The 20,511-nt window shown below is 46.8% G+C and carries 24 protein-coding genes; 16 read left to right on the top strand and 8 right to left on the bottom strand.

The window, feature by feature from the left end; all coding sequences use genetic code 11:
* Positions 1–7: 7 nt before the first annotated feature.
* Positions 8–1,465, top strand: coding sequence for a succinylglutamate-semialdehyde dehydrogenase (gene astD, locus ACVA54_RS17725; protein WP_099080028.1), 1,458 nt, complete (start codon positions 8–10; stop codon positions 1,463–1,465).
* 265 nt (positions 1,466–1,730) lie between these two features.
* On the top strand, positions 1,731–2,528 hold the full coding sequence (locus ACVA54_RS17720) for a DUF1338 domain-containing protein (protein WP_099080027.1): 798 nt from the start codon (positions 1,731–1,733) through the stop codon (positions 2,526–2,528).
* Positions 2,529–2,614: 86 nt separating this feature from the next.
* Here ACVA54_RS17720 and crp read toward each other — a convergent pair whose 3' ends face one another.
* From crp to ACVA54_RS17690, 6 genes are all read right to left on the bottom strand, one after another.
* Positions 2,615–3,247, bottom strand: a complete 633-nt coding sequence (gene crp / locus ACVA54_RS17715; RefSeq protein WP_005381432.1) for a cAMP-activated global transcriptional regulator CRP — start codon at positions 3,245–3,247, stop codon at positions 2,615–2,617.
* A 238-nt stretch (positions 3,248–3,485) separates the two neighbouring features.
* Entirely contained in the window at positions 3,486–4,355 is an 870-nt protein-coding gene (locus ACVA54_RS17710) for a phosphoribulokinase (protein WP_099080026.1), read from the bottom strand.
* 161 nt (positions 4,356–4,516) lie between these two features.
* Positions 4,517–4,729: a YheU family protein gene (locus ACVA54_RS17705; protein ID WP_099080025.1), complete on the bottom strand. Its 213-nt coding sequence runs from the start codon at positions 4,727–4,729 to the stop codon at positions 4,517–4,519.
* A gap of 33 nt (positions 4,730–4,762) precedes the next feature.
* Positions 4,763–5,764, bottom strand: a complete 1,002-nt coding sequence (locus ACVA54_RS17700; RefSeq protein ID WP_119464532.1) for a hydrolase — start codon at positions 5,762–5,764, stop codon at positions 4,763–4,765.
* A gap of 89 nt (positions 5,765–5,853) precedes the next feature.
* A complete protein-coding gene (locus tag ACVA54_RS17695; RefSeq protein WP_099080023.1) occupies positions 5,854–6,333 on the bottom strand; it encodes a TIGR02444 family protein in 480 nt (159 codons plus the stop codon).
* Positions 6,330–8,249, bottom strand: coding sequence for an ABC transporter ATP-binding protein (locus tag ACVA54_RS17690; protein WP_099080022.1), 1,920 nt, complete (start codon positions 8,247–8,249; stop codon positions 6,330–6,332). Before ACVA54_RS17690 ends, ACVA54_RS17695 begins: the two co-directional genes overlap by 4 nt.
* Positions 8,250–8,426: 177 nt before the next feature.
* Between ACVA54_RS17690 and kefG the strand changes: the two genes are divergently transcribed.
* From kefG to ACVA54_RS17665, 5 genes are all read left to right on the top strand, one after another.
* Positions 8,427–9,029, top strand: a complete 603-nt coding sequence (gene kefG, locus ACVA54_RS17685) for a glutathione-regulated potassium-efflux system ancillary protein KefG (protein ID WP_099080021.1) — start codon at positions 8,427–8,429, stop codon at positions 9,027–9,029.
* The gene (gene kefB, locus ACVA54_RS17680; RefSeq protein WP_099080020.1) at positions 9,013–10,812 is read left to right on the top strand and encodes a glutathione-regulated potassium-efflux system protein KefB; all 1,800 of its coding nucleotides are present in this window, start codon (positions 9,013–9,015) and stop codon (positions 10,810–10,812) included. Before kefG ends, kefB begins: the two co-directional genes overlap by 17 nt.
* Before the next feature lie 35 nt (positions 10,813–10,847).
* Entirely contained in the window at positions 10,848–11,048 is a 201-nt protein-coding gene (locus ACVA54_RS17675; RefSeq protein WP_099080019.1) for a YheV family putative zinc ribbon protein, read from the top strand.
* 89 nt (positions 11,049–11,137) lie between these two features.
* Entirely contained in the window at positions 11,138–11,719 is a 582-nt protein-coding gene (gene slyD, locus ACVA54_RS17670; protein ID WP_099080018.1) for a peptidylprolyl isomerase, read from the top strand.
* A gap of 125 nt (positions 11,720–11,844) precedes the next feature.
* On the top strand, positions 11,845–12,786 hold the full coding sequence (locus tag ACVA54_RS17665; protein ID WP_099080017.1) for an isoaspartyl peptidase/L-asparaginase family protein: 942 nt from the start codon (positions 11,845–11,847) through the stop codon (positions 12,784–12,786).
* 72 nt (positions 12,787–12,858) lie between these two features.
* Here the strand turns inward: ACVA54_RS17665 and ACVA54_RS17660 are convergent, their stop codons facing one another.
* Both ACVA54_RS17660 and ACVA54_RS17655 read right to left on the bottom strand, forming a co-directional pair.
* Positions 12,859–13,086, bottom strand: coding sequence for a SlyX family protein (locus tag ACVA54_RS17660; protein ID WP_099080016.1), 228 nt, complete (start codon positions 13,084–13,086; stop codon positions 12,859–12,861).
* Entirely contained in the window at positions 13,083–14,069 is a 987-nt protein-coding gene (locus ACVA54_RS17655; protein WP_099080099.1) for a WD40 repeat domain-containing protein, read from the bottom strand. The genes ACVA54_RS17660 and ACVA54_RS17655 overlap by 4 nt, the downstream gene beginning before the upstream one ends.
* A 129-nt stretch (positions 14,070–14,198) precedes the next feature.
* Between ACVA54_RS17655 and fkpA the strand changes: the two genes are divergently transcribed.
* The 9 genes from fkpA to ACVA54_RS17610 form a co-directional block, all read left to right on the top strand.
* Positions 14,199–14,981 carry an FKBP-type peptidyl-prolyl cis-trans isomerase gene (gene fkpA / locus ACVA54_RS17650; protein ID WP_099080015.1) on the top strand — a complete coding sequence of 261 codons (783 nt, stop codon included), beginning with the start codon at positions 14,199–14,201 and terminating at the stop codon, positions 14,979–14,981.
* A gap of 144 nt (positions 14,982–15,125) precedes the next feature.
* Positions 15,126–15,842 (top strand): helix-turn-helix transcriptional regulator, encoded by a 717-nt coding sequence (locus ACVA54_RS17645; RefSeq protein ID WP_038871970.1) that lies wholly within the window; start codon positions 15,126–15,128, stop codon positions 15,840–15,842.
* Positions 15,843–15,844: 2 nt separating this feature from the next.
* A complete protein-coding gene (gene tusD / locus ACVA54_RS17640) occupies positions 15,845–16,240 on the top strand; it encodes a sulfurtransferase complex subunit TusD (protein ID WP_099080014.1) in 396 nt (131 codons plus the stop codon).
* Entirely contained in the window at positions 16,237–16,593 is a 357-nt protein-coding gene (gene tusC, locus ACVA54_RS17635) for a sulfurtransferase complex subunit TusC (RefSeq protein ID WP_099080013.1), read from the top strand. The genes tusD and tusC overlap by 4 nt, the downstream gene beginning before the upstream one ends.
* Before the next feature lie 7 nt (positions 16,594–16,600).
* Entirely contained in the window at positions 16,601–16,876 is a 276-nt protein-coding gene (tusB, locus tag ACVA54_RS17630; RefSeq protein ID WP_099080012.1) for a sulfurtransferase complex subunit TusB, read from the top strand.
* A gap of 178 nt (positions 16,877–17,054) precedes the next feature.
* Positions 17,055–17,429, top strand: a complete 375-nt coding sequence (gene rpsL, locus ACVA54_RS17625) for a 30S ribosomal protein S12 (RefSeq protein WP_004399892.1) — start codon at positions 17,055–17,057, stop codon at positions 17,427–17,429.
* Positions 17,430–17,547: 118 nt separating this feature from the next.
* Positions 17,548–18,018, top strand: coding sequence for a 30S ribosomal protein S7 (gene rpsG / locus ACVA54_RS17620; protein ID WP_004415829.1), 471 nt, complete (start codon positions 17,548–17,550; stop codon positions 18,016–18,018).
* 139 nt (positions 18,019–18,157) lie between these two features.
* Positions 18,158–20,257 carry an elongation factor G gene (gene fusA, locus ACVA54_RS17615; protein WP_099080011.1) on the top strand — a complete coding sequence of 700 codons (2,100 nt, stop codon included), beginning with the start codon at positions 18,158–18,160 and terminating at the stop codon, positions 20,255–20,257.
* A gap of 153 nt (positions 20,258–20,410) precedes the next feature.
* Positions 20,411–20,511 (top strand): GTP-binding protein (locus ACVA54_RS17610; protein WP_241823454.1); only part of this gene is annotated, 101 nt, incomplete at its 3' end.

Raw genomic sequence — 20,511 nt, 5'->3', positions numbered from 1 at the left:
AGAAACAATGACACATTGGATTGCAGGTGAATGGGTACAAGGTCAGGGTGAAGCATTTACGTCTTTGTCGCCGTACAACCAAGAAGTGATCTGGCAGGGCAAAGGCGCGACGGCAGAGCAAGTGAACCAAGCGGTTGCTGCGGCGCGCGAGGCGTTTGTTGACTGGAAGAAGCGTCCATTTGCAGAGCGTGAAGCGATCGTGTTGGCTTTTGCTGAGAAAGTGAAAGAGAACAGCGAAAAAATTGCCGAAGTGATTGCTAAAGAAACCGGTAAGCCGATTTGGGAAACTCGTACTGAAGCGGCGGCAATGGCAGGTAAAATTGCGATTTCTATCCGTGCTTACCACGACCGTACTGGTGAAGCGACACGTGAAGCCGCAGGCAACCAAATTGTATTGCGTCACCGCCCATTGGGTGTAATGGCGGTATTCGGCCCTTATAACTTCCCAGGTCATCTGCCAAATGGTCACATCGTGCCAGCACTACTTGCGGGTAACACAGTGGTATTCAAGCCGTCTGAGCAAACGCCATGGACGGGTGAATTAGCCATGAAACTGTGGGAAGAAGTGGGTCTACCGAAAGGTGTGATTAACCTAGTCCAAGGTGCGAAAGAAACCGGCATTGCGCTAGCGGACGCGAAAGGCATTGATGGCGTGCTGTTCACGGGTAGTGCAAACACAGGTCATGTTCTGCATCGTCAATTTGCAGGTCAGCCGGACAAGATGCTGGCGCTGGAAATGGGTGGCAATAACCCGATGGTTATTTCGGGTAACTACGGCGACCTAGATGCAACGGTTTACACCATCATCCAGTCAGCCTTCATCAGCGCAGGTCAACGTTGTACCTGCGCTCGTCGTCTGTACATTCCGTTTGGTGATAAGGGTGATGCAGTGATTGCTAAGTTGGTGGAAGCGACACGTAACATTCGCGTTGACCAACCATTTGCTGAGCCTGCGCCATTCATGGGACCACAAATTTCGGTCGCGGCAGCCAAGTTTATTCTGGATGCACAAGCTAACCTGCAAGCTCTTGGTGGCGAAAGCTTAATTGAAGCGAAAGCGGGCGAAGCGGCGTTTGTTTCTCCGGGCATCATCGATGTGACGAACATTGCTGAACTGCCAGATGAAGAGTACTTCGGTCCACTTCTGCAAGTAGTGCGCTACGAAGGGCTAGAGAAAGCGGTAGAGCTAGCGAACGATACGCGCTTTGGTCTTTCTGCGGGTCTGGTTTCAACTGACGACCAAGAGTGGGAATACTTCGTTGACCACATTCGTGCAGGTATCGTGAATCGCAACCGTCAGCTGACGGGAGCCAGTGGTGATGCACCGTTTGGTGGTCCGGGGGCGTCAGGTAACCTACGCCCAAGTGCTTACTACGCAGCAGACTACTGTGCGTACCCAATGGCATCAGTGGAAGGTCGCGAGACGGTCTTGCCTGCAACATTGAGCCCAGGTGTCAGCCTGTAATCGAGAAATACGAAGCGGTAACAAAGTATCACCGCTTCTATCTGCCAGAGCTATTTACCAAGTTAGGATTCCGGTAAAGCGCGCTGGCAAACGCCAAAGGCGAGCTCAAGACTCCCCAACGCGTGTTGACTGACTGGCATTTATGCCTCACATACCGTCACAGGTTGATGACCGCGTGTTCGTGATTCTGGACAGCCTTGGGGCTGTGAACGAGCGGTCAACTTCCTCTTATCTCTAACTCTACATTTCATAACAAGGAGTCGTTATGACGCCCGATGTGTTATTTGAATCGCTATGGCAAGACTACATTCAACGTCTTTGCCCTTCTGCTGCTAAAGTCCATCAACTTCTACAAGAAGATGAGCCTTTGATTAATGACCATATTGCGCTACGTACGTTTAATGTCGCTCCCCTCGGTATTGAAACGTTGGCGAAACCATTTTTGACAGTGGGTTATAAAGCCTGTGGTGACTACGTATTTGAAAGCAAAAAACTGGTGGCAAAACACTTTGAGCACCCAGATCCAAAGCAACCAAAAGTGTTTATCAGTGAGTTGAAGGTCGATGAATGTTCGCCAGAGCTGCAAGACATCGTTCATAAACTGGTCGAGCAGGTTGATGCTTCAAAGCTGATTGGCAGCGGCTTCTTGTATGGTGGACGTTTGTGGGAGATTAGTTACGCTGATTTCCAAACGTTGGCGAACGAGAGTGAGTATGCCTCTTGGCTTGCTGCACATGGTTACGGCGCAAATCACTTTACCGTGAGCGTAAACCAACTTAACCAACACCAAGAAGTGAAGCAAGTAAACGACCACCTACGCACAGCAGGCTTCACCATCAACGAAAACGGCGGCGAAGTAAAAGGTACGCCACAGGTGTTGCTAGAGCAATCTTCGACCATGGCCGATAAAGTGCCAGTGGCCTTTACGGAAGGTGTTGAAGTGATTCCTGGAGGCTTTTACGAGTTTGCTAAGCGCTACGCAATGGATAACGGTGACTTGTACTCAGGATTTGTTGCCGCATCGGCAGATAAGATCTTTGAGAGCACAAACGGAAAAAAATAGAGGGCGCTAATCCAGTGTTTTTCTAAAACAAAAAAGCCACCAATGTTTCTATTGGTGGCTTTGAATTTTTTAAACGTTAATCGGAATTAACGAGTCCCGTAAACAACGATAGTTTTGCCGTGTGCAGAAATTAGGTTCTGCTCTTCTAGCATCTTCAAGATTCGGCCTACTGTCTCACGAGAACAGCCAACGATTTGACCGATTTCTTGACGAGTGATCTTGATTTGCATTCCGTCTGGGTGCGTCATTGCATCTGGCTGCTTAGCAAGGTTCAGAAGAGTCTGAGCGATACGACCAGTTACGTCTAGGAACGCTAGGTCACCCACTTTCTGGCTAGTAACTTGAAGGCGACGAGCCATTTGCGCAGAAAGGCGCATTAGGATGTCAGGGTTTACTTGAATAAGTTGACGGAATTTCTTGAACGAAATTTCAGCCACTTCACAAGGAGATTTCGCACGAACCCATGCGGTACGCTCTTGGTCTTCTTCGAATAGACCTAGTTCACCAATGAAGTCACCTTGGTTTAGGTAAGAAAGGATCATCTCCTTACCTTCTTCGTCTTTGATAAGAACCGCAACAGAACCTTTAACGATGTAGTACAACGTTTCAGCTTTCTCACCCGCGTGAATTAGCGTGCTCTTAGAAGGGTATTTATGAATATGACAGTGTGAAAGAAACCACTCTAGTGTTGGGTCGGTTTGAGGTTTACCTAGAACCATAATATATCACTTCCTCTGCAGGGTACGCTTGCGCTATCCGTATTTTAGCTAAGCCCGAATTAGCTTACTAGAATAAGAATACTTTTCTATACTGCAAGCTCTCTTGTGTTTCGGTTAGAAATAGTATCCTTTTTCGAAAACGATTTCTTGATTTTAATCGTGCCATGGTGGAGATTTTGTAAGCAAAAATGTGCACATGATCACGGTATGAAAAGTAAACACTTTATTCGCGAGGTTTTTAACCAATTTTACCCGTTTCGATGAGCTGTTGCAGAATCGGCCTGACGATGAGCTCCATGGCAAAGCTCATCTTACCGCCGGGCACGACAATGGTGTTGTGGCGTGACATAAATGAGCCGTCAATCATAGCGAGTAGATAAGGAAAATCGACATTTTTAATGCCACGAAGGCGAATAACAACAAAGCTTTCATCCAGACTTGGTATGCCTTTGGCGTTAAGTGGGTTTGACGTATCCACGGTCGGGACACGTTGAAAGTTGATGTGGGTACGAGAAAACTGTGGTGTAATGTAGTTAAGATAGTCGTCCATTGAGCGCACGATTGAATCCATCACGGCTTCACGAGAGTGACCTCGGTCGCGCGTATCGCGTACGAACTTTTGAATCCACTCTAAGTTCACGATCGGCACCATGCCAATCAGAAAATCAACATGCTGAGCCACATCGACATCACCATCGACCACGCCGCCGTGTAATCCTTCATAGAACAGCACGTCACTGTTTTCAGGTAAACCTTGCCACGGGGTAAAGGTGCCTGGCATTTGGTTATAAGGTACGGCTTCATCAAAGGTGTGCAGATAGCGGCGTACACTACCAGTGCCATCCTGGCCAAATTGACGGAAAAAGGCTTCCAGTCCAGGGAAGTTATTAGCTTGAGGGCCAAAGTAACTGATGTGTCTGCCTTGATCACGCGCTTTACGAATTTCTACATCCATCTCTGGGCGAGTAAAGCGGTGGAAGCTGTCCCCCTCAACCCATGCGGGCTTGACGTTCATCATATTGAACATCTTACGGAAGGCTTCAGATGTGGTCGTAGTACCGGCACCGGATGAACCAGTAACTGCAATGATTGGGTGTTTCGCTGACATGACAAACCTTGTCGAAAAATTACTTACCCAGCTGAATCTTAGGTAAACAAGTCCATTATTCGTTGGCAATGTGCAGCGAAGTGGCGCTGCACGGTTGATAATCCACTATAGCATGTAACAAGCGCTTGTCATGGAGTGAAATACGGTAAAATGTGCGGCAATTAAAATTTTTGTTTTAACTGAATATCAACGGTTTCATGCAGTTCAGAAAACACGATGACCGCCTCTCCTTTCTCCAGCTGTGATTTAACTTGATCGATTTTGTCTTGCAGGGAAATTTCTACCGTGCCGTAGTCAGTGCCTTCTCGTAGCACAAACTCACGGATCAAGTTTTCTAGCGTTTCTGGCGCAATGTCTTGCCAAGGAATGATCATAAATACCTCAAACGTTTATGACGAATGGTTAGTTTACAGAGTTTGCTGTGCGGATACAGAAGAAAGATGATTCGCCGCGATACTCTCATAATAGGCGGGCAGCACTTCTTCAAGCCAGAATTTAGGTTTTAATGCTGTGCCAGTGAGAAAGCCTACGTGACCACCGTGCTCATACAGGCGGTAATCAATGTTATCGGGCAGAACAAACTTAGGGATCACCGCATCGGTCATGAACGGATCGTCTTTGGCATGAATGATCAGTGTCGGTAAAGCGATCTGCTGAAGCTTGCTTAATCCCGAACATTGCTCATAGTAGTCCTGTGCGTCTCTGAACCCATGTAATGGTGCGGTGATCAGATCATCAAACTCATATAAGCGAGTCACGCGTTTGATCGAACGATAAGAGAGGGCCAGTTCTCCATGGATCAAGTCGTGCTTTTGCAGCGCATTACGCTTAAGTGATGAAAGCAAGTAGCGTTTGTAGACCTTAGAGAAGCCTTGCTCAATACGATTGGCGCACGCAGCCAAGTCCAGTGGCGCAGACACAATGGCCGCGGCACTCAAAATAGGGTCGTCTTTATACTGCGCCAAGTAGTTTGCTAACATATTGCCACCAAGAGAGATACCGACCGCGACTTTAGGGTTATTAGGAAACCGTTGATTAAGATACTCGAGGAAGTGACGCGCGTCAGTGACCTCACCAGAGTGATAGGCTCGGGCTTTCTTGTTCGGTTTGCCGCTGCAACCGCGAAAGTGCATCATCACCGATAGCCATCCGGACTGTGAGAAAGCATGCATCAAGCCATTGGCGTAAGGACTGTAAAAGCAGCCCTCAAGACCATGAAAGAGGACGAAGATGGGTTTGTTATTGGCATGATGGTTTGCTTCAGACCAAGCTAAATCCAGAAAATCCCCATCAGGGGTATCTAAGGTTTGCCAAACAGGCGTAAACAGTGCTTTTTTACGAATAAATCGTGGTAACAGGGTTTGGAGGTGCGGGTTCTTGATCCCGGCGGCTGCAAAAAATTGTGTCATACCTAACTGCTCTTCCGTGTACTTTCAGAGTTTGCTGAAAGACTTATTAATATAATCCTTTATAGCTTTAGTATAGATATTTTACTGAGTTATGGATGCTGAATGTTCGGTACTGGAGCTGAGAACGCATGTTGGAGGTGCTCACCGCCAAGCTGACGACAGTATCTTTGAGTCAGTGGTTCACCGTCATTTTTGATGAGTTTTAGAGAGTTAATGCAATCAACCAGATCCGATTGTTGCTGTTTTTCGAGTTGCAGTTCGAACTGTAGGGCTTCGCGGTACAGGGCATCGTTAACTTGAGACTTAAGGTGGCGACGTAGTTCGCGAAAAGAGTGGAGCATGGCTTCGCTGCGGCCTAGGCAGTTTTGCACTTGCGGCCAATCTTGCTCCAGGAAGATGACCTGCTGCTCATCGAGCCATCTGAGCAGCAGCAGTAGATTCACATTACCGTGATAGTTGTTTTGCAATGACAAGCACGCTTCTTTCACTTCTCGCACACCATAAAATTGCAGACTGAAGTGCCAAAGGTGTTCTAGGGTTAGTGTGTATTCTGCGTGCTTGGTTGTCATTGATTAAACTCTAGCTCCATCTGCTCTAGTGTTTCTTGAGCAGTCATCCATTCCATCTCGGCTTCTTCAAGTTCGGCTTTGCTCGAGGCTTGAAGTGCTAACACTTGGTTAAGTTTAGCCTTATTTTCGGCTTCATACAGAGAGTTATCTGCCAATTGCTCTTCTGCGTTTGCCAGAGCTTCGCCTAACTTATCCATTTTATTTTCTAACTGTGTCAGCGTTTTGCGAATTGGCGCTGTTTGTTTACGAAACTCAGCGTCGCGTCGCTTTTGCTCTTTTTTCGCCGCAGCGCTATTCACGTTGTCTTTCGCAGGTTGTGCTGCTTGCGCTTCTTTACGCTCAGCTTTCTGCTGTTCTGTCAGCCACTTGTAGTAATCGTTCAGGTCACCATCGAAAGGGGCGACTTGGCGATCGTGGACAAGGTAAAGATCATCGGTGGTCGCGCGTAATAAGTAGCGGTCATGCGAAACGATCACCATGGCACCTTCAAAGGTTTGTAGCGCCATGGTCAGAGCTTGGCGCATGTCCAGATCTAAGTGGTTGGTTGGTTCGTCGAGTAGTAATAGGTTTGGTTTTTGCCACACGATCAACGCCAGTACTAAACGGGCTTTTTCACCGCCAGAGAAGGGGGCCACTTTCTCTAGTGCTTTATCACCTTGGAACCCAAAGCTACCCAAATAGTTACGTAGCTCCAGTTCATTTTTATCAGGTGCAATCTGCATCATGTGTTGCAGCGGCGTTTCTTCTGGGTGCAGCGTTTCTAACTGATGCTGAGCAAAGTAACCAATCTTCACGCCTTGTGAATAAGTCAGATCGCCACCTTGTGTCTTTAATTCGCCAGAAAGCAGTTTGATTAGGGTTGATTTACCCGCACCATTGCGGCCAAGTAGGCCGATGCGACTGCCAGGAACAAGGTTCAAGCGAATCTTCTCTAAGATCAGGTTATCGCCGTAACCTGCGGAGACCTCGTCCATCATCATTATTGGGTTCGGCAGGGCAGCTGGCTCACGGAATTCAAAGTTAAATGGGTTATCGAACTGCGCTGGCAACACTTTTTCCATGCGCTCTAAGGCTTTGATACGACTCTGTGCTTGACGTGCTTTTGATGCTTTATAGCGGAAGCGATCAATATAGCTTTGCATGTGTGACATCTGCTTCTGCTGCTTCTCAAACATGGCTTGTTGCAGAATCATTTTTTGTGCACGTTGGTTTTCAAATGAAGAGTAGTTACCGGTGTACTCATTCATTTGTTGGTTTTCAATGTGAATAATACGACCCACGATAGGGTCTAAAAAATCACGGTCGTGTGAGATCAAGAGCAGCGTGCCCGGGTAATTTTGCAGCCAGCGTTCTAGCCACATTACCGCATCCAAGTCTAAGTGGTTGGTTGGTTCATCGAGAAGCAATAGATCAGAGCGACATAACAGCGCTTGAGCCAAGTTCAGGCGCATGCGCCACCCCCCAGAGAACTGGGTTAAGTTCCAACTCATTTGCGCTTGGCTAAAACCCAAACCATCGAGAAGTTCAGCGGCTCGCGCACGAATACTGTAACCACCGATGGTTTCAATCTTACCGTGGATTTCAGCAACCAATGTGCCGTTATCGGCCTCTTCGGCCTTTTGCAGCTGCGCTTCTAGGCCACGATATTCACGGTCACCATCAATGACGTACTCCAACGCACTGCGTTCAAGCGCAGGGGTTTCCTGTGCAACCCAAGCCAACTCCCAATGTTGCGGTTGGCTGAACGAGCCTGCATCGATCGACAATTCACCTTTTAGCAAGGCAAATAGTGTGGATTTACCGCAGCCATTTTTGCCCACGAGGCCAACTTTATCGCCTGGTTGTATGGTCGCAGAGGCTTGCTCAAGCAATGGTTTGCCGCCACGCAGTAACTGGATATCAGAGAAGGTAATCATAGAGTTCTACTTCGTTTCGCGCGGTGAGCGCATCTTAGTCATTGGTCTCGCGGTGAATAGTAGGGGTATTGGGCAGAAATGTCGATTATTGGTCATGAATTGCATTGTGCAGGACAAAAAAGTATAACAAACTGATAACGATTATTTTCCCTAATAATTCAATGCAAGGACGACTATTTGGCTGCTGAACCATCGACACCGAAATCATCACAACCAAAGGTTCTGGTGATTTACGCTCATCCGGAGCCACAAAATTCCATAGCCAATCAAGTGATGATAAAAAAAATTCAATCACTTGGTCATGTTACGGTGCACGATATTTATGCTGCATATCCTGATTTTTTTATTGATGTGAATTACGAACACACCTTGTTGATGGAGCATGATGTGATCGTTTTCCATCATCCACTCTATATGTACTCCTGCCCTGCATTATTGAAAGAATGGTTGGATCGTGTATTGGGTAAAGGGTTCGCATTTGGTGATGGCTGCGCACTTGAGGGGAAATACTGGCGCAGTGTCATCACCACAGGAGGTAAAGAAGAGGCTTTCAGTTCTCTGGGGTACAACAAATACCCGTTGGCACAGATATTACAGCCTTTTGAGTTAACTGCCGCGTTATGTCAGATGCACTGGATGGAACCAATGGTGCTTTATTGGTCGCGCAATGTATCCGATATTGAACGCTACCAACATGCAGAGCAATACCGCCAATGGTTGATGAATCCGTTGCAAGCGTTTATCGGCTCACAAGGAGGTGCGCATGGCGATGACCAGTGAGTTTTTACAAAGCAGCGTGATCTTCCTATCGGCAGCAGTGATTGCCGTACCTATTGCCCAGCGTTTAGGGCTAGGGTCGGTACTTGGTTACCTTATTGCGGGAGTCATGATCGGGCCTTGGGGGTTTGGTTTAATTCGCGATGTGGATGCTATTTTGCATTTCGCCGAGTTGGGTGTGGTCTTGCTGTTGTTCTTAATTGGATTAGAGCTTAATCCGAAGAAACTCTGGCAAATGCGCGGACCGATTTTAGGGCTAGGTGGAGCCCAAGTCATTGTTACGTCAGGGGTGATCGCCAGTCTTGTCAGTCTATTTGGAGTAAGTATACAAGTCAGCGTAGTGATTGGAATGGGATTGGCGCTCTCTTCTACCGCAATTGCGCTTCGCGTGATTCAAGAACAAGGTCTGACGGGCACTGAAACCGGTCAGTCTGGCTTTGCGGTGTTGTTATTTCAAGACATTGCGGTGATCCCTATGTTGGCGATGTTACCGTTGCTTTCTGGTGGGCAATCGAGTGGCGACTGGTTAGACGCCTTTTGGGTGATTGGCAGTGTAATTGGCTTGTTGGTTGGCGGCCACTTTTTACTGCGCCCTTTATTCCGTTTTGTGGTCATGAGCGGTGTGCGGGAACTGTTTACGGTAGCGGCGTTGTTAGTGGTGCTGGGTATTTCAGTCACGATGCAAAAACTGGGCTTGTCGATGGCGCTAGGTACTTTTTTGGCGGGTGTACTGCTTGCCGAGAGTGAATATCGCCACGAATTGGAAATCGCGATTGAACCGTTCAAAGGTTTGTTACTTGGGTTGTTCTTTATTGCCGTCGGTATGGCGGTCAACTTAGGCTTACTGGCTTTGCAACCGATCGCTATTTTAAGTGCGGTGGTGGCTTTGGTGATGGTCAAAGGATTGGTGCTCTACCTCTTGTCACGCATGGCTCGGATTCGCGCTAAAGCCCGCAGTCGTATGTCGGCCATATTGAGTCAGGGTGGGGAATTTGCTTTCGTCATTTTTACAGCGGCGAGCCAAGAAGGCATTTTGACCAAAGAACAGGTGGCGTTTTTGTTGGTGGTGGTGAGTTTGTCGATGGTGACAACGCCATTGTTGTTGATGGGGCAGAAGCGATGGTTTGCGCACACGCTCAATCAAGAAGAAGAGCAAAGTGTACAAAGTGGAGTCGTGGATCGTCGTCCGCGTGTCATCATTGCTGGTTTTGGTCGCTTTGGTCAGATTGTTGGTCGATTGATGTATGCCAATAAGATTAAAGTAACGGTTTTGGAAAGTGATGCGAGTCAGATTCATCTACTGAGAAAGTACGGCTACAAAGTGTTTTATGGTGACGCGACACATATTGATCTACTGCGTGCAGCCGGAGCCGATAAAGCAGAAGCGTTGGTGATTTGTACTGACTCACCGGATGAAGTGATGGCGATTGTTGATATTTGTCGAGACCATTTTCCCAACCTTAAACTTCTGGCGCGGGCGCGTAGTCGTGTAGAAGCGTATCAGTTGATGAGCCATGGCGTGGAAAATTACTCACGTGAAATGTTTTTAGGCGCATTAGATCTAGGCCGTCAGGCACTTGTCGAGCTTGGGATGCATCCTTATCAGGCAAAGCGAGCAGAGGCACATTTTCGTAAACTCGATAATGCTATGCTCAAGGACTTATTACCTCAGCACAATGAGGATAAGGAATTGGCGCAAAGGTCGAAAGAAGCACGTAAAGAATTAGAAGAAATTTTTGGTCGTGAAATGGAAAGCGATCATCAGTCTCCCAATCATTGGAAGTAGTACTCATGGCTAACACTCTGAAATAAGGATAGAAAGTGAAAGCGAAAAAGCGTTTTATTGCGGGAGCAAGTTGTCCGCAGTGCAGCCAGCAAGATACATTGCGCTGGTGGATTGAGCACAATATTGAATTGGTCGAGTGTGTAGATTGTGATTTTACTGAGCAACGTAAACCACAATCTGTAGAGAAAAATAAACACTCTGAACAGGAAATGATCGGTATTTTTAAGCCTGAGTAATTGAAGTTCGCTGATTGATCCCCATAATATCGTCATCCATGTTTACTTAACCTGAGCTGGTTAAGTCGTTTAATCTCTCTGGAGTTAGTATGAAAATTGAAAAGAACGTAGTCGTAAGCCTTGCGTACAAAGTAATGCTTGAAGAAGGTGTAGTTGTCGATGAGTCAACGGTTGACGCGCCTCTTGATTACCTTCACGGTCACAACAACCTGATCACAGGTCTTGAGAACGAACTAGAAGGCAAAGTAGCAGGCGACAAGTTCACTGCAACAGTAACTCCTGAAGACGCATACGGCGAGCATGACGACGCACTAGTTCAACGCGTTCCTGCTGAAGTTTTCCAGGGTGTTGACCAAATCGAAGTGGGCATGCGCTTCCTAGCGGATACTGACCAAGGTCCAATCCCTGTAGAAGTAACCGAAGTTGACGGTGACGAAGTGGTTGTTGATGGTAACCACATGCTTGCTGGTCAAACACTAACGTTTGAAGTTGAAGTTGTCGCGGTACGTGAAGCAACAGCAGAAGAGATCGAACACGGTCATATCCATCAAGGTGGCGGTTGTTGCGGTGGCCACGACCACGATCACGATCACGAAGGCGGCTGCTGTGGTGGCGAAGAGAAAGGCGACGATCACGAATGTTGTGGCGGCGGTAGTTGCGGTTCTCACTAATCGCACGCTCTGACTAGATAACGTTATCTAGATTCAAAATTGAAAAGCGCAAGTTGAGGTTTCAACTTGCGCTTTTTGTTTATCTGAGGTGTGATCAAAGAACCGAGTGACAGTTGGGCAACGTGATGAGTAAACCATTTTCTATCGCCATTCATGGTGGCGCGGGCACGATTTTGCGAGAGCAGATGAGTGCACAGCTAAAACAATCGATCTTGGCGGATTTAGCGGCGGCGGTAAAAGCAGGACACCAAATTCTCGATAGGGGTGGTGAAGCACTTGATGCTGTCATCGCTGCCGTCAAAGCGCTGGAAGACTCCCCTAACTTTAACGCTGGCAAGGGCTCTGTGCTAACACATAATGAAATGGTTGAGATGGATGCCTCCGTGATGGATGGCAGAAATCAAGCCGCGGGTGCTGTTGCAGGAGTCAGGCACATTAAGAACCCGATAGAGCTCGCTCGTGATGTGATGCAAAAAAGTAATCATGTTTTGCTTGTGGGCGAAGGGGCCGAGAAGTTCGCTTTCGAACAAGGCCATCAATACACCGAGCAAGACTACTTCTTTACTGACCATCGTTATGAGCAACTGTTGTCGATGCGTGAAAAAGGGTTGTTTGCGTTGTCTGAATCACGTTACCCCGATGATCATAAGCACGGTACTGTGGGAGCGGTCGCTTTGGATCAGCATGGTAATTTGGCTGCAGCGACCAGCACCGGCGGCGTGACTAACAAAAAATACGGCCGAGTGGGCGATTCCGCATTGATTGGCTGTGGGACCGTCGCAGAAAATGGTGTGGTCGCTGTTTCCACTACCGGTGTTGGCGAATTTTTTATCCGTAAGCGCGTAGCGGAAGATGTCGCTGCGCGTATGCGTTACCTCAAAGAAGACGTACACACCGCCAGTGAGCACATTATTCAAGGTGAACTAAAAGCGATGGGCGGCGAAGGTGGCTTAATCGCGATTGATGCGCAAGGAGAGTTGCACTTCGCGATGAACAGCTCAGGTATGTACAGAGCAGGGATCAATACCCAAGGAGAATTGAGCGTTAAGATCTACGCTGAAGAGTAATCTTCTTACTGGGTAAAAATGACAAAGCCCAGAAGGCAATTCTGGGCTTTGTTTTCTCTTTCACGCATTCATTTAGTAATGCGGCGGTGGCGGCTCTTTCGCGGGATCGGCCATGTTCGACGAGTCCATATTTTTCACTTTACCTACCACGTATTTCATCTGATCTTGCATTTTAGTGAGCTGCAGTTGCTGCTGTGATAATGCGCTGTTCAGATCTTCAATAGTCTGTTCTTGGAATGCGACCTGACACTCTAGGTCATTAATGCGCGCTTCCAATTGCTGAATGATTTTTTCTGTCATGATCCGTTCTCTCGCTGCCAAGCTTGGGCAATACCCGCAGAAGTGGCAGTAATTACACGTTGCTTAGAATCAAAAGCTGCATCATACACGACCGCGCGAGGAGGGCGAGTATCTTTTTTCGGCTCGACTTCAAATCTGTCTATGCGTTTACCCGTTTGAGTATCCCAGACCATCACGCGGCCAGAAGGAGTGCCTGTCACTAGCAAGCTGCCGTCATCGGAGAATCGCGCGGTGGAAAAAATCAGCTGACGCGACCAACTACTTAGCTGGGTGACTTCTTCTCCGGTTTCTAAATCCCAGATTATGGCTTGGTTGCCACCGTCTGATGTCATCGCTAATTTACCATCACGTTGAAGTGCAACCCTGACCACTCGCTGATCATGTTCAAAGGTGCGTAATGCCAGGCCCGTTTCGGTGTCCCATAAATACGCGTTATAGTCATTCCCACCCGTCAGTGCAAACTTGCCATTTGGCGAAATTGCCACGGAATTGACTTTTTCTCTATGGGCAAGAAACTCCATCCGACGGCCGGTGACTAAGTTGACGTGAATCGCTTTACCATTGGAAAGTCCAAGTAGTACTTCTTCACCGTTACTGGTGATATCGACATCGCGGATCAGAGCGTCTGAGATAGACCATAGCCCCTCAGCTTGCGTCCATCCGAGATCCCACACCGCGAAGTTCATTTGACTTGCGGTCACGGCATAGCGCCCGTTGTCGGAAATGCGAATGTGGGAAACCACATTCGCATCTTGATCAAGTTCTCCCAGCTTAGCGAGTTGCTTATTCTGTTCCAAATCCCAAAGCATCAAGTGGTGCTCTGTGGAATACAATAAGGCAAACCGGCCATCTCGACTGAGCGCAAAGCTGGTGGAACCTTGAAGCTCGAGAGGCCATCGTTGAACATCATGATCGGTAAAAAAGCATCCATTTAACGTAGTGATTACAACTAAATATAGGAATAAATGAGAAATTCTTTGCATCACATCTAATAATCCAGTTTGTGTCTTAAGACATATAGCTAGTATATTGATATATATATTGTCTTCACTAGTCTCAATAGAAGATTTGTGCACAACAACCAATGGCGTCGCCATTATTTGGAGAATTCAATGAAATCAGTTTTAAAAGTGTCGCTACTTGCCGCAACAGTAATGCTAGCGGTAGGTTGTCAAAAAGAAGAAACAAAACCAGAAGCAGCTCCTCAAGCTGAGCAAGTTCAAGCAGAAACCGGTAAAGCGGTTCACTTTAAAACCGACGATGACAAAGCAGCGTATGCGATTGGCGTTTCATTTGCTAACTACCTAAGCGCTAGCATCGAAAAACCAAGCGAAATCGGTATCAACCTAAACAAAGACCTAGTTCTTAAAGGTATCGAAGATGTCTTTAATGGTAACGCTGCTATGAACGAAGAGGAAACTCGCGCGGCTTTAGAGTCTCTCGACGAGCGTGTAGCGGAAACCATGCAAAAGCAAGCGGCAGAGCAAGCGGCTGAAGCGAAGAAAGCGGGCGATGACTTCCGTGCTGAATTTGCAAAGCAAGAAGGCGTAGTGAAGACGGACTCTGGTTTACTTTATGAAGTCATCACGCCAGCTGAAGGTGAAAAGCCAAAAGACACAGATACCGTTCAAGTGCATTACAAAGGTACTCTAATTGATGGTACTCAGTTTGACAGCTCTTACGATCGTGGCGAACCAGCAACGTTCCCACTAAATCGCGTAATCCCTGGTTGGACTGAAGGTGTTCAGTTAATGCCTGTAGGTTCTAAGTTCAAATTCGTTATCCCGCCAGAGCTAGCATACGGTGATCAAGACACAGCAAGCATCCCAGCTAACTCAACGCTGGTATTCGAAGTGGAACTGCTAAACGTTGAGAATGGCAATGAAGCTCAATAAGCTCTTGCTGCGCTAACTTAATGAAAAAAGGTCCTTTTTATGGGCCTTTTTTGTTCTAGGTCACTAGTTAGTGAGTTTGCTAGGCTGTGTTTCAAAATTTCTGATAAACTTACACCAATTTGTTGATTTTTCGCTCGAAGACTTATGACCACTACAGAAACAATAAATGCGGAGATGTTGCTCGAAATGGAATCTGTCAACGTGATGCCATTTTCTGAGCATGATAAAATCATCTTGAGATCTTATGAAGCCGTCGTCGATGGTATCGCCAGTCTGATCGGCCCATTTTGTGAAATCGTTCTTCACTCTCTGGAAGACCTCAATACCTCTGCAATTAAAATCGCCAATGGTGAAAATACGGGCCGTCAGGTCGGTTCGCCTATCACCGACTTGGCGCTAAAAATGCTTAAAGATATTGAAGGCTCTGAGCGCAACTTTTCTCGTTCGTACTTCACTCGAGCCAAAGGCGGCGTATTGATGAAGTCGATTACGGTTGCCATTCGTAACGGTGAGAACCGCGTGATTGGCCTGCTTTGTATCAACGTCAACCTCGACGCTCCTTTCTCTCAAGTGTTGCAATCCTTTATGCCAACACAAGAAGCGAAAGAAGCGGCGTCATCGGTAAACTTTGCAAGTGATGTAGAAGAGCTGGTTGACCAAACGGTTGAGCGCACCATTGAAGAGATTAACGCAGACAAATCGGTATCAAATAACACCAAAAACCGTCAGATCGTGATGGAGCTTTACGACAAAGGTATCTTCGATATTAAAGACGCCATCAACCGTGTCGCAGATCGCCTGAATATCTCTAAGCACACGGTTTACCTCTACATTCGTCAGCGTAAGACCGAGGACGAATAAGCGTGAATGGATTAACTTACACGCTGGTGGTCAACGGGCCTGTTTATGGTCGTCAATCGGCACGCAGTGCTTATCAATTCGCTCAAGCGGTAATTAAGCAAGGGCACTCATTAGTCAGCGTGTTCTTTTACCAAGACGGTGTTACCAATGGTACAGCATTGAGTGTACCAGCCAACGATGAGTTTGATCTGAGCAAAGCTTGGCAAACTTTGGCGAAGGAACATAACGTTCGCCTTGAAACTTGTGTTGCGGCGGCATTGCGCCGTGGCATCATCAGTGAAGGTGAAGCAAATCAGCATAGTCTTGTGCAACACAACTTATCGGATGCGTTCGAGCAGGCTGGATTAGGGAGCTTAGCTGAAGCCATGTTAACCCAAGACAGAGTGGTGCAGTTTTGAGTCAGTTAACCTATCTATTTCGTCAGGCCCCTCATGGCAGTGCTTCTGGACGTGAGGGTATTGATGCATTGCTTGCAGCATCCGCATACTGTGAAGACATCACTGTACTATTTGTTGGCGATGGTGTTTACCAGTTACTGCTTGGGCAGGATCCCAGTGCTATACTCAGTAAAGACTATGCACCAATGCTCAAATTATTTGATTTATACGATATTGAACAAGTTTTCGTATGTTCAGATTCGCTCGCAAAGCGAGGTTTAGCTCAAGCTGACTTGGTCATTGAAGCCAAAGCATTAAATGCCGAGCAGCTTAAAGACAAACTTCAACAAGCTGGCAAGTTACTGTCATTCTGAGGAAGCCATGTTACATATCATCAAATCCGTCGCTGCATTAGACGATGCAATGGCACTGTATAGTGAGCAAGATGATGTCCTGCTCATTGAAGATGCGGTATACGCAGCCAACCCCCAGCATAATGCTTTCAGCAAAGTAAAAGGCCCATCGGTATTTGCTTTGCAAAGTGATATTGACGCACGAGGAATGGCGAATCGTATTAGTCATTCTGTCAGGTTAATAAGCTACGAAGGCTTTGTTGAATTGACGGTAAAACAAGAAAAATCGCTTACTTGGGATTAACCCTATTTTCCTGTCGATAATACTTTACGGATAAATTGCCCCAATTGAACAAAAAAGATCCGTATATTTCTTGACACACATCTCACTGCTGCATAGAATTTTGCGTCCCTAACTACCCAATGGTTTTAGGGCTAGATTTTTCACAAAGCTTACTTTCAAGTAAATCAGGAGCTAGTTAATGGCAACTATTAACCAGTTGGTACGTAAGCCACGTGCAAAGCAAGTTGTTAAAAGCAACGTGCCTGCACTAGAAGCGTGCCCACAAAAACGTGGTGTATGTACTCGTGTTTACACTACTACACCTAAAAAACCTAACTCAGCACTTCGTAAAGTTTGTCGTGTACGTCTGACAAACGGCTTCGAAGTAACATCGTACATCGGCGGTGAAGGTCACAACCTTCAAGAGCACAGTGTTGTACTAATCCGTGGCGGTCGTGTAAAAGACCTTCCGGGTGTACGTTACCACACTGTTCGCGGTGCACTTGACTGTGCTGGCGTTAACGACCGTAAACAAGGTCGTTCTAAGTACGGTGTGAAGCGTCCTAAGTCTTAATGCCCTTCTTTCTGTAAAGAAGCGTTAAGTAAGGCCAAACACTAAAATTAAATTTTAATTTTTTGAAGAAACTGCAAAGTTTTGGATAACCTGAAGAATAAGACAACGGAGAAATTCCATGCCACGTCGTCGCGTCATTGGTCAGCGTAAGATCCTTCCAGATCCAAAGTTCAAATCTGAACTGCTGGCAAAATTCGTTAACATCCTAATGGTTGACGGTAAAAAATCTACTGCAGAAAAAATCGTTTACACTGCACTAGATGCTATGGCTGAGAAATCTGGTAAAGATCACTTAGCTGTATTTGAAGAAGCTCTTGAAAATGTTCGCCCAGCGGTAGAAGTTAAATCTCGCCGTGTAGGTGGTTCAACTTACCAAGTTCCTGTAGAAGTACGTCCGGTTCGCCGTAACGCACTTGCTATGCGTTGGTTGGTTGAAGCTGCGCGTAAGCGTGGTGAAAAATCTATGGCTCAACGCCTAGCTGCTGAAATGCTAGACGCGTCTGAGAACAAAGGTACTGCGGTTAAGAAACGTGAAGACGTTCACCGCATGGCTGACGCAAACAAAGCGTTCGCACATTACCGTTGGTAATACCTTTTCAGTGCTGCAAGGTTCCTTGCAGCACTTCTTTAGTTCCTATGCGCATGCTAGGAACTATTGCTATATCTAGGGGATAGCTTTCTCGACATAGCAATAGTCCCTAAGTCTCTAAGTATAAGAGGATTCAACCGTGGCTCGCAAAACTCCTATTGAGCGCTACCGTAATATCGGTATCTGTGCTCACGTTGATGCAGGTAAAACAACTACCACTGAACGTATTCTGTTCTACACTGGTCTTTCTCATAAAATCGGTGAAGTTCACGACGGTGCTGCAACCATGGACTGGATGGAGCAGGAGCAAGAACGTGGTATCACTATCACTTCAGCTGCGACTACTACTTTCTGGCGTGGTATGGAAGCACAATTCCAAGATCACCGCGTAAACATCATTGATACTCCTGGACACGTTGACTTCACAATCGAAGTAGAGCGTTCTCTTCGTGTACTTGATGGTGCAGTGGTTGTGTTCTGTGGCTCATCAGGTGTTGAACCTCAGTCTGAAACAGTATGGCGTCAAGCTGACAAATACCACGTTCCTCGTTTGGTATTCGTGAATAAGATGGACCGTACTGGTGCTGACTTCCTACGCGTTGTGGACCAAATTAAGACCCGTCTTGGTGCGAATCCTGTTCCAATCCAACTTAACGTTGGTGCAGAAGAAGAATTCCAAGGTGTTATCGACCTTATCAAGATGAAAATGGTCAACTGGAACGAAGCCGATCAAGGCATGTCTTTTACTTACGAAGACATTCCAGCTGACATGCAAGAACTTGCTGAAGAATGGCGCAACAACCTAGTTGAAGCAGCAGCGGAAGCTAGCGAAGAGCTAATGGATAAGTACCTTGAAGAAGGTGAGCTAACAGAGGTTGAAATCAAACAAGCTCTGCGTGCACGTACACTAAATAATGAAATCGTACTAGCAACTTGTGGTAGTGCGTTTAAGAACAAAGGTGTACAAGCAGTACTAGACGCTGTAATCGAATACTTACCATCGCCAGTTGATGTACCTGCAATTAAAGGTATCGACGAGAATGAAAATGAAGTTGAGCGTCATGCTGACGACAACGAACCGTTTTCTGCGCTAGCGTTTAAGATCGCAACCGACCCGTTCGTAGGCACACTAACTTTCATGCGCGTTTACTCTGGCGTTGTAAACACGGGTGACTCTGTTTATAACTCTGTAAAAGAGAAGCGTGAACGCTTTGGCCGTATTGTACAAATGCATGCTAACAAGCGTGATGAGGTGAAAGAAATCCGTGCGGGTGATATCGCCGCTGCAATCGGTCTGAAAGACGTAACGACGGGTGACACCCTATGTGACCAGAACCACAAAGTGATTCTAGAGCGTATGGAGTTCCCTGAACCCGTTATTCAGATCGCAGTAGAACCTCGCTCAAAGGCTGATCAAGATAAGATGGGTGTTGCTCTAGGTAAACTAGCGGCAGAAGATCCATCTTTCCGCGTGGAAACGGACGACGAAACAGGTCAAACCCTGATTTCTGGTATGGGTGAGCTTCACCTAGATATCATCGTTGACCGTATGAAGCGTGAATTCAGCGTTGATTGTAACGTTGGTAAACCTCAAGTTGCTTACCGTGAAACCATTCGTGGTACTGCGGAAGTGGAAGGCAAGTTCGTTCGTCAATCTGGCGGTCGCGGTCAGTACGGTCACGTATGGATCAAACTTGAGCCTTCTGAATTGGGTGAAGGTTTTGTCTTTGTTGACGAGATCGTGGGTGGTGCGGTTCCTAAAGAGTACATTAGCTCGGTAGCGAAAGGTATCGAAGAGCAAATGAACAGTGGTGTTCTAGCGGGTTACCCAGTACTAGATATTAAAGCAACGCTGTTCGATGGTTCTTACCACGATGTTGATTCAAGCGAAATGGCATTTAAGATTGCTGGCTCAATGGCCTTTAGAAAAGGTGCTCTTGAAGCAAACCCAGTGATTCTTGAACCAATGATGAAAGTTGAAGTAACCACTCCTGAAGATTGGATGGGTGATGTGGTTGGTGACCTTAACCGTCGCCGCGGCATGATCGAAGGTATGGACGAGGGCGTGGCCGGTCTTAAGATCATCCGTGCTCAAGTACCACTTTCTGAAATGTTTGGTTATGCAACTGATCTACGTTCAGCAACTCAAGGCCGCGCGTCTTACTCTATGGAGTTCCATGAGTATGCTGAAGTGCCGAAAACATTTGCTGAAGCAATCATGGCTGAACGTGGTTACTAATTTGACGATTGGTCCACAAAAAGTTTAAGACTTTTTGCGTGATCAGGCCGTCCAAATATTGCGCTAACGAGCGTTGGCGCATAAAATAACAATTTCTGGCGCGTTGAGATCAATAATGATCCCAGCGAATCATAACTAGGAAGGAACACGATTGTGTCTAAAGAAAAATTTGAACGCGTAAAACCGCACGTAAACGTTGGTACTATCGGCCACGTTGACCACGGTAAAACAACTCTAACTGCAGCTATCTGTAC

The sequence above is a fragment of the Vibrio sp. PNB23_22_6 genome, assembly GCF_052877535.1.
This window is presented reverse-complemented; position numbering and strand designations above follow the sequence as displayed.

Excerpts from the sequence above, each read along its gene's own strand:
- rpsL (WP_004399892.1), top strand. The coding sequence starts at position 17,055 with ATGGCAACTATTAACCAGTTGGTACGTAAGCCACGTGCAAAGCAAGTT.
- ACVA54_RS17720 (WP_099080027.1), top strand. The coding sequence starts at position 1,731 with ATGACGCCCGATGTGTTATTTGAATCGCTATGGCAAGACTACATTCAA.
- ACVA54_RS17655 (WP_099080099.1), bottom strand. The coding sequence starts at position 14,069 with ATGCAAAGAATTTCTCATTTATTCCTATATTTAGTTGTAATCACTACG.
- ACVA54_RS17690 (WP_099080022.1), bottom strand. The coding sequence starts at position 8,249 with ATGATTACCTTCTCTGATATCCAGTTACTGCGTGGCGGCAAACCATTG.
- ACVA54_RS17660 (WP_099080016.1), bottom strand. The coding sequence starts at position 13,086 with ATGACAGAAAAAATCATTCAGCAATTGGAAGCGCGCATTAATGACCTA.
- ACVA54_RS17645 (WP_038871970.1), top strand. The coding sequence starts at position 15,126 with ATGACCACTACAGAAACAATAAATGCGGAGATGTTGCTCGAAATGGAA.
- ACVA54_RS17705 (WP_099080025.1), bottom strand. The coding sequence starts at position 4,729 with ATGATCATTCCTTGGCAAGACATTGCGCCAGAAACGCTAGAAAACTTG.
- rpsG (WP_004415829.1), top strand. The coding sequence starts at position 17,548 with ATGCCACGTCGTCGCGTCATTGGTCAGCGTAAGATCCTTCCAGATCCA.
- slyD (WP_099080018.1), top strand. The coding sequence starts at position 11,138 with ATGAAAATTGAAAAGAACGTAGTCGTAAGCCTTGCGTACAAAGTAATG.
- ACVA54_RS17665 (WP_099080017.1), top strand. The coding sequence starts at position 11,845 with ATGAGTAAACCATTTTCTATCGCCATTCATGGTGGCGCGGGCACGATT.
- crp (WP_005381432.1), bottom strand. The coding sequence starts at position 3,247 with ATGGTTCTAGGTAAACCTCAAACCGACCCAACACTAGAGTGGTTTCTT.
- tusB (WP_099080012.1), top strand. The coding sequence starts at position 16,601 with ATGTTACATATCATCAAATCCGTCGCTGCATTAGACGATGCAATGGCA.
- ACVA54_RS17700 (WP_119464532.1), bottom strand. The coding sequence starts at position 5,764 with ATGACACAATTTTTTGCAGCCGCCGGGATCAAGAACCCGCACCTCCAA.
- kefB (WP_099080020.1), top strand. The coding sequence starts at position 9,013 with ATGGCGATGACCAGTGAGTTTTTACAAAGCAGCGTGATCTTCCTATCG.
- ACVA54_RS17695 (WP_099080023.1), bottom strand. The coding sequence starts at position 6,333 with ATGACAACCAAGCACGCAGAATACACACTAACCCTAGAACACCTTTGG.
- ACVA54_RS17710 (WP_099080026.1), bottom strand. The coding sequence starts at position 4,355 with ATGTCAGCGAAACACCCAATCATTGCAGTTACTGGTTCATCCGGTGCC.
- fkpA (WP_099080015.1), top strand. The coding sequence starts at position 14,199 with ATGAAATCAGTTTTAAAAGTGTCGCTACTTGCCGCAACAGTAATGCTA.
- astD (WP_099080028.1), top strand. The coding sequence starts at position 8 with ATGACACATTGGATTGCAGGTGAATGGGTACAAGGTCAGGGTGAAGCA.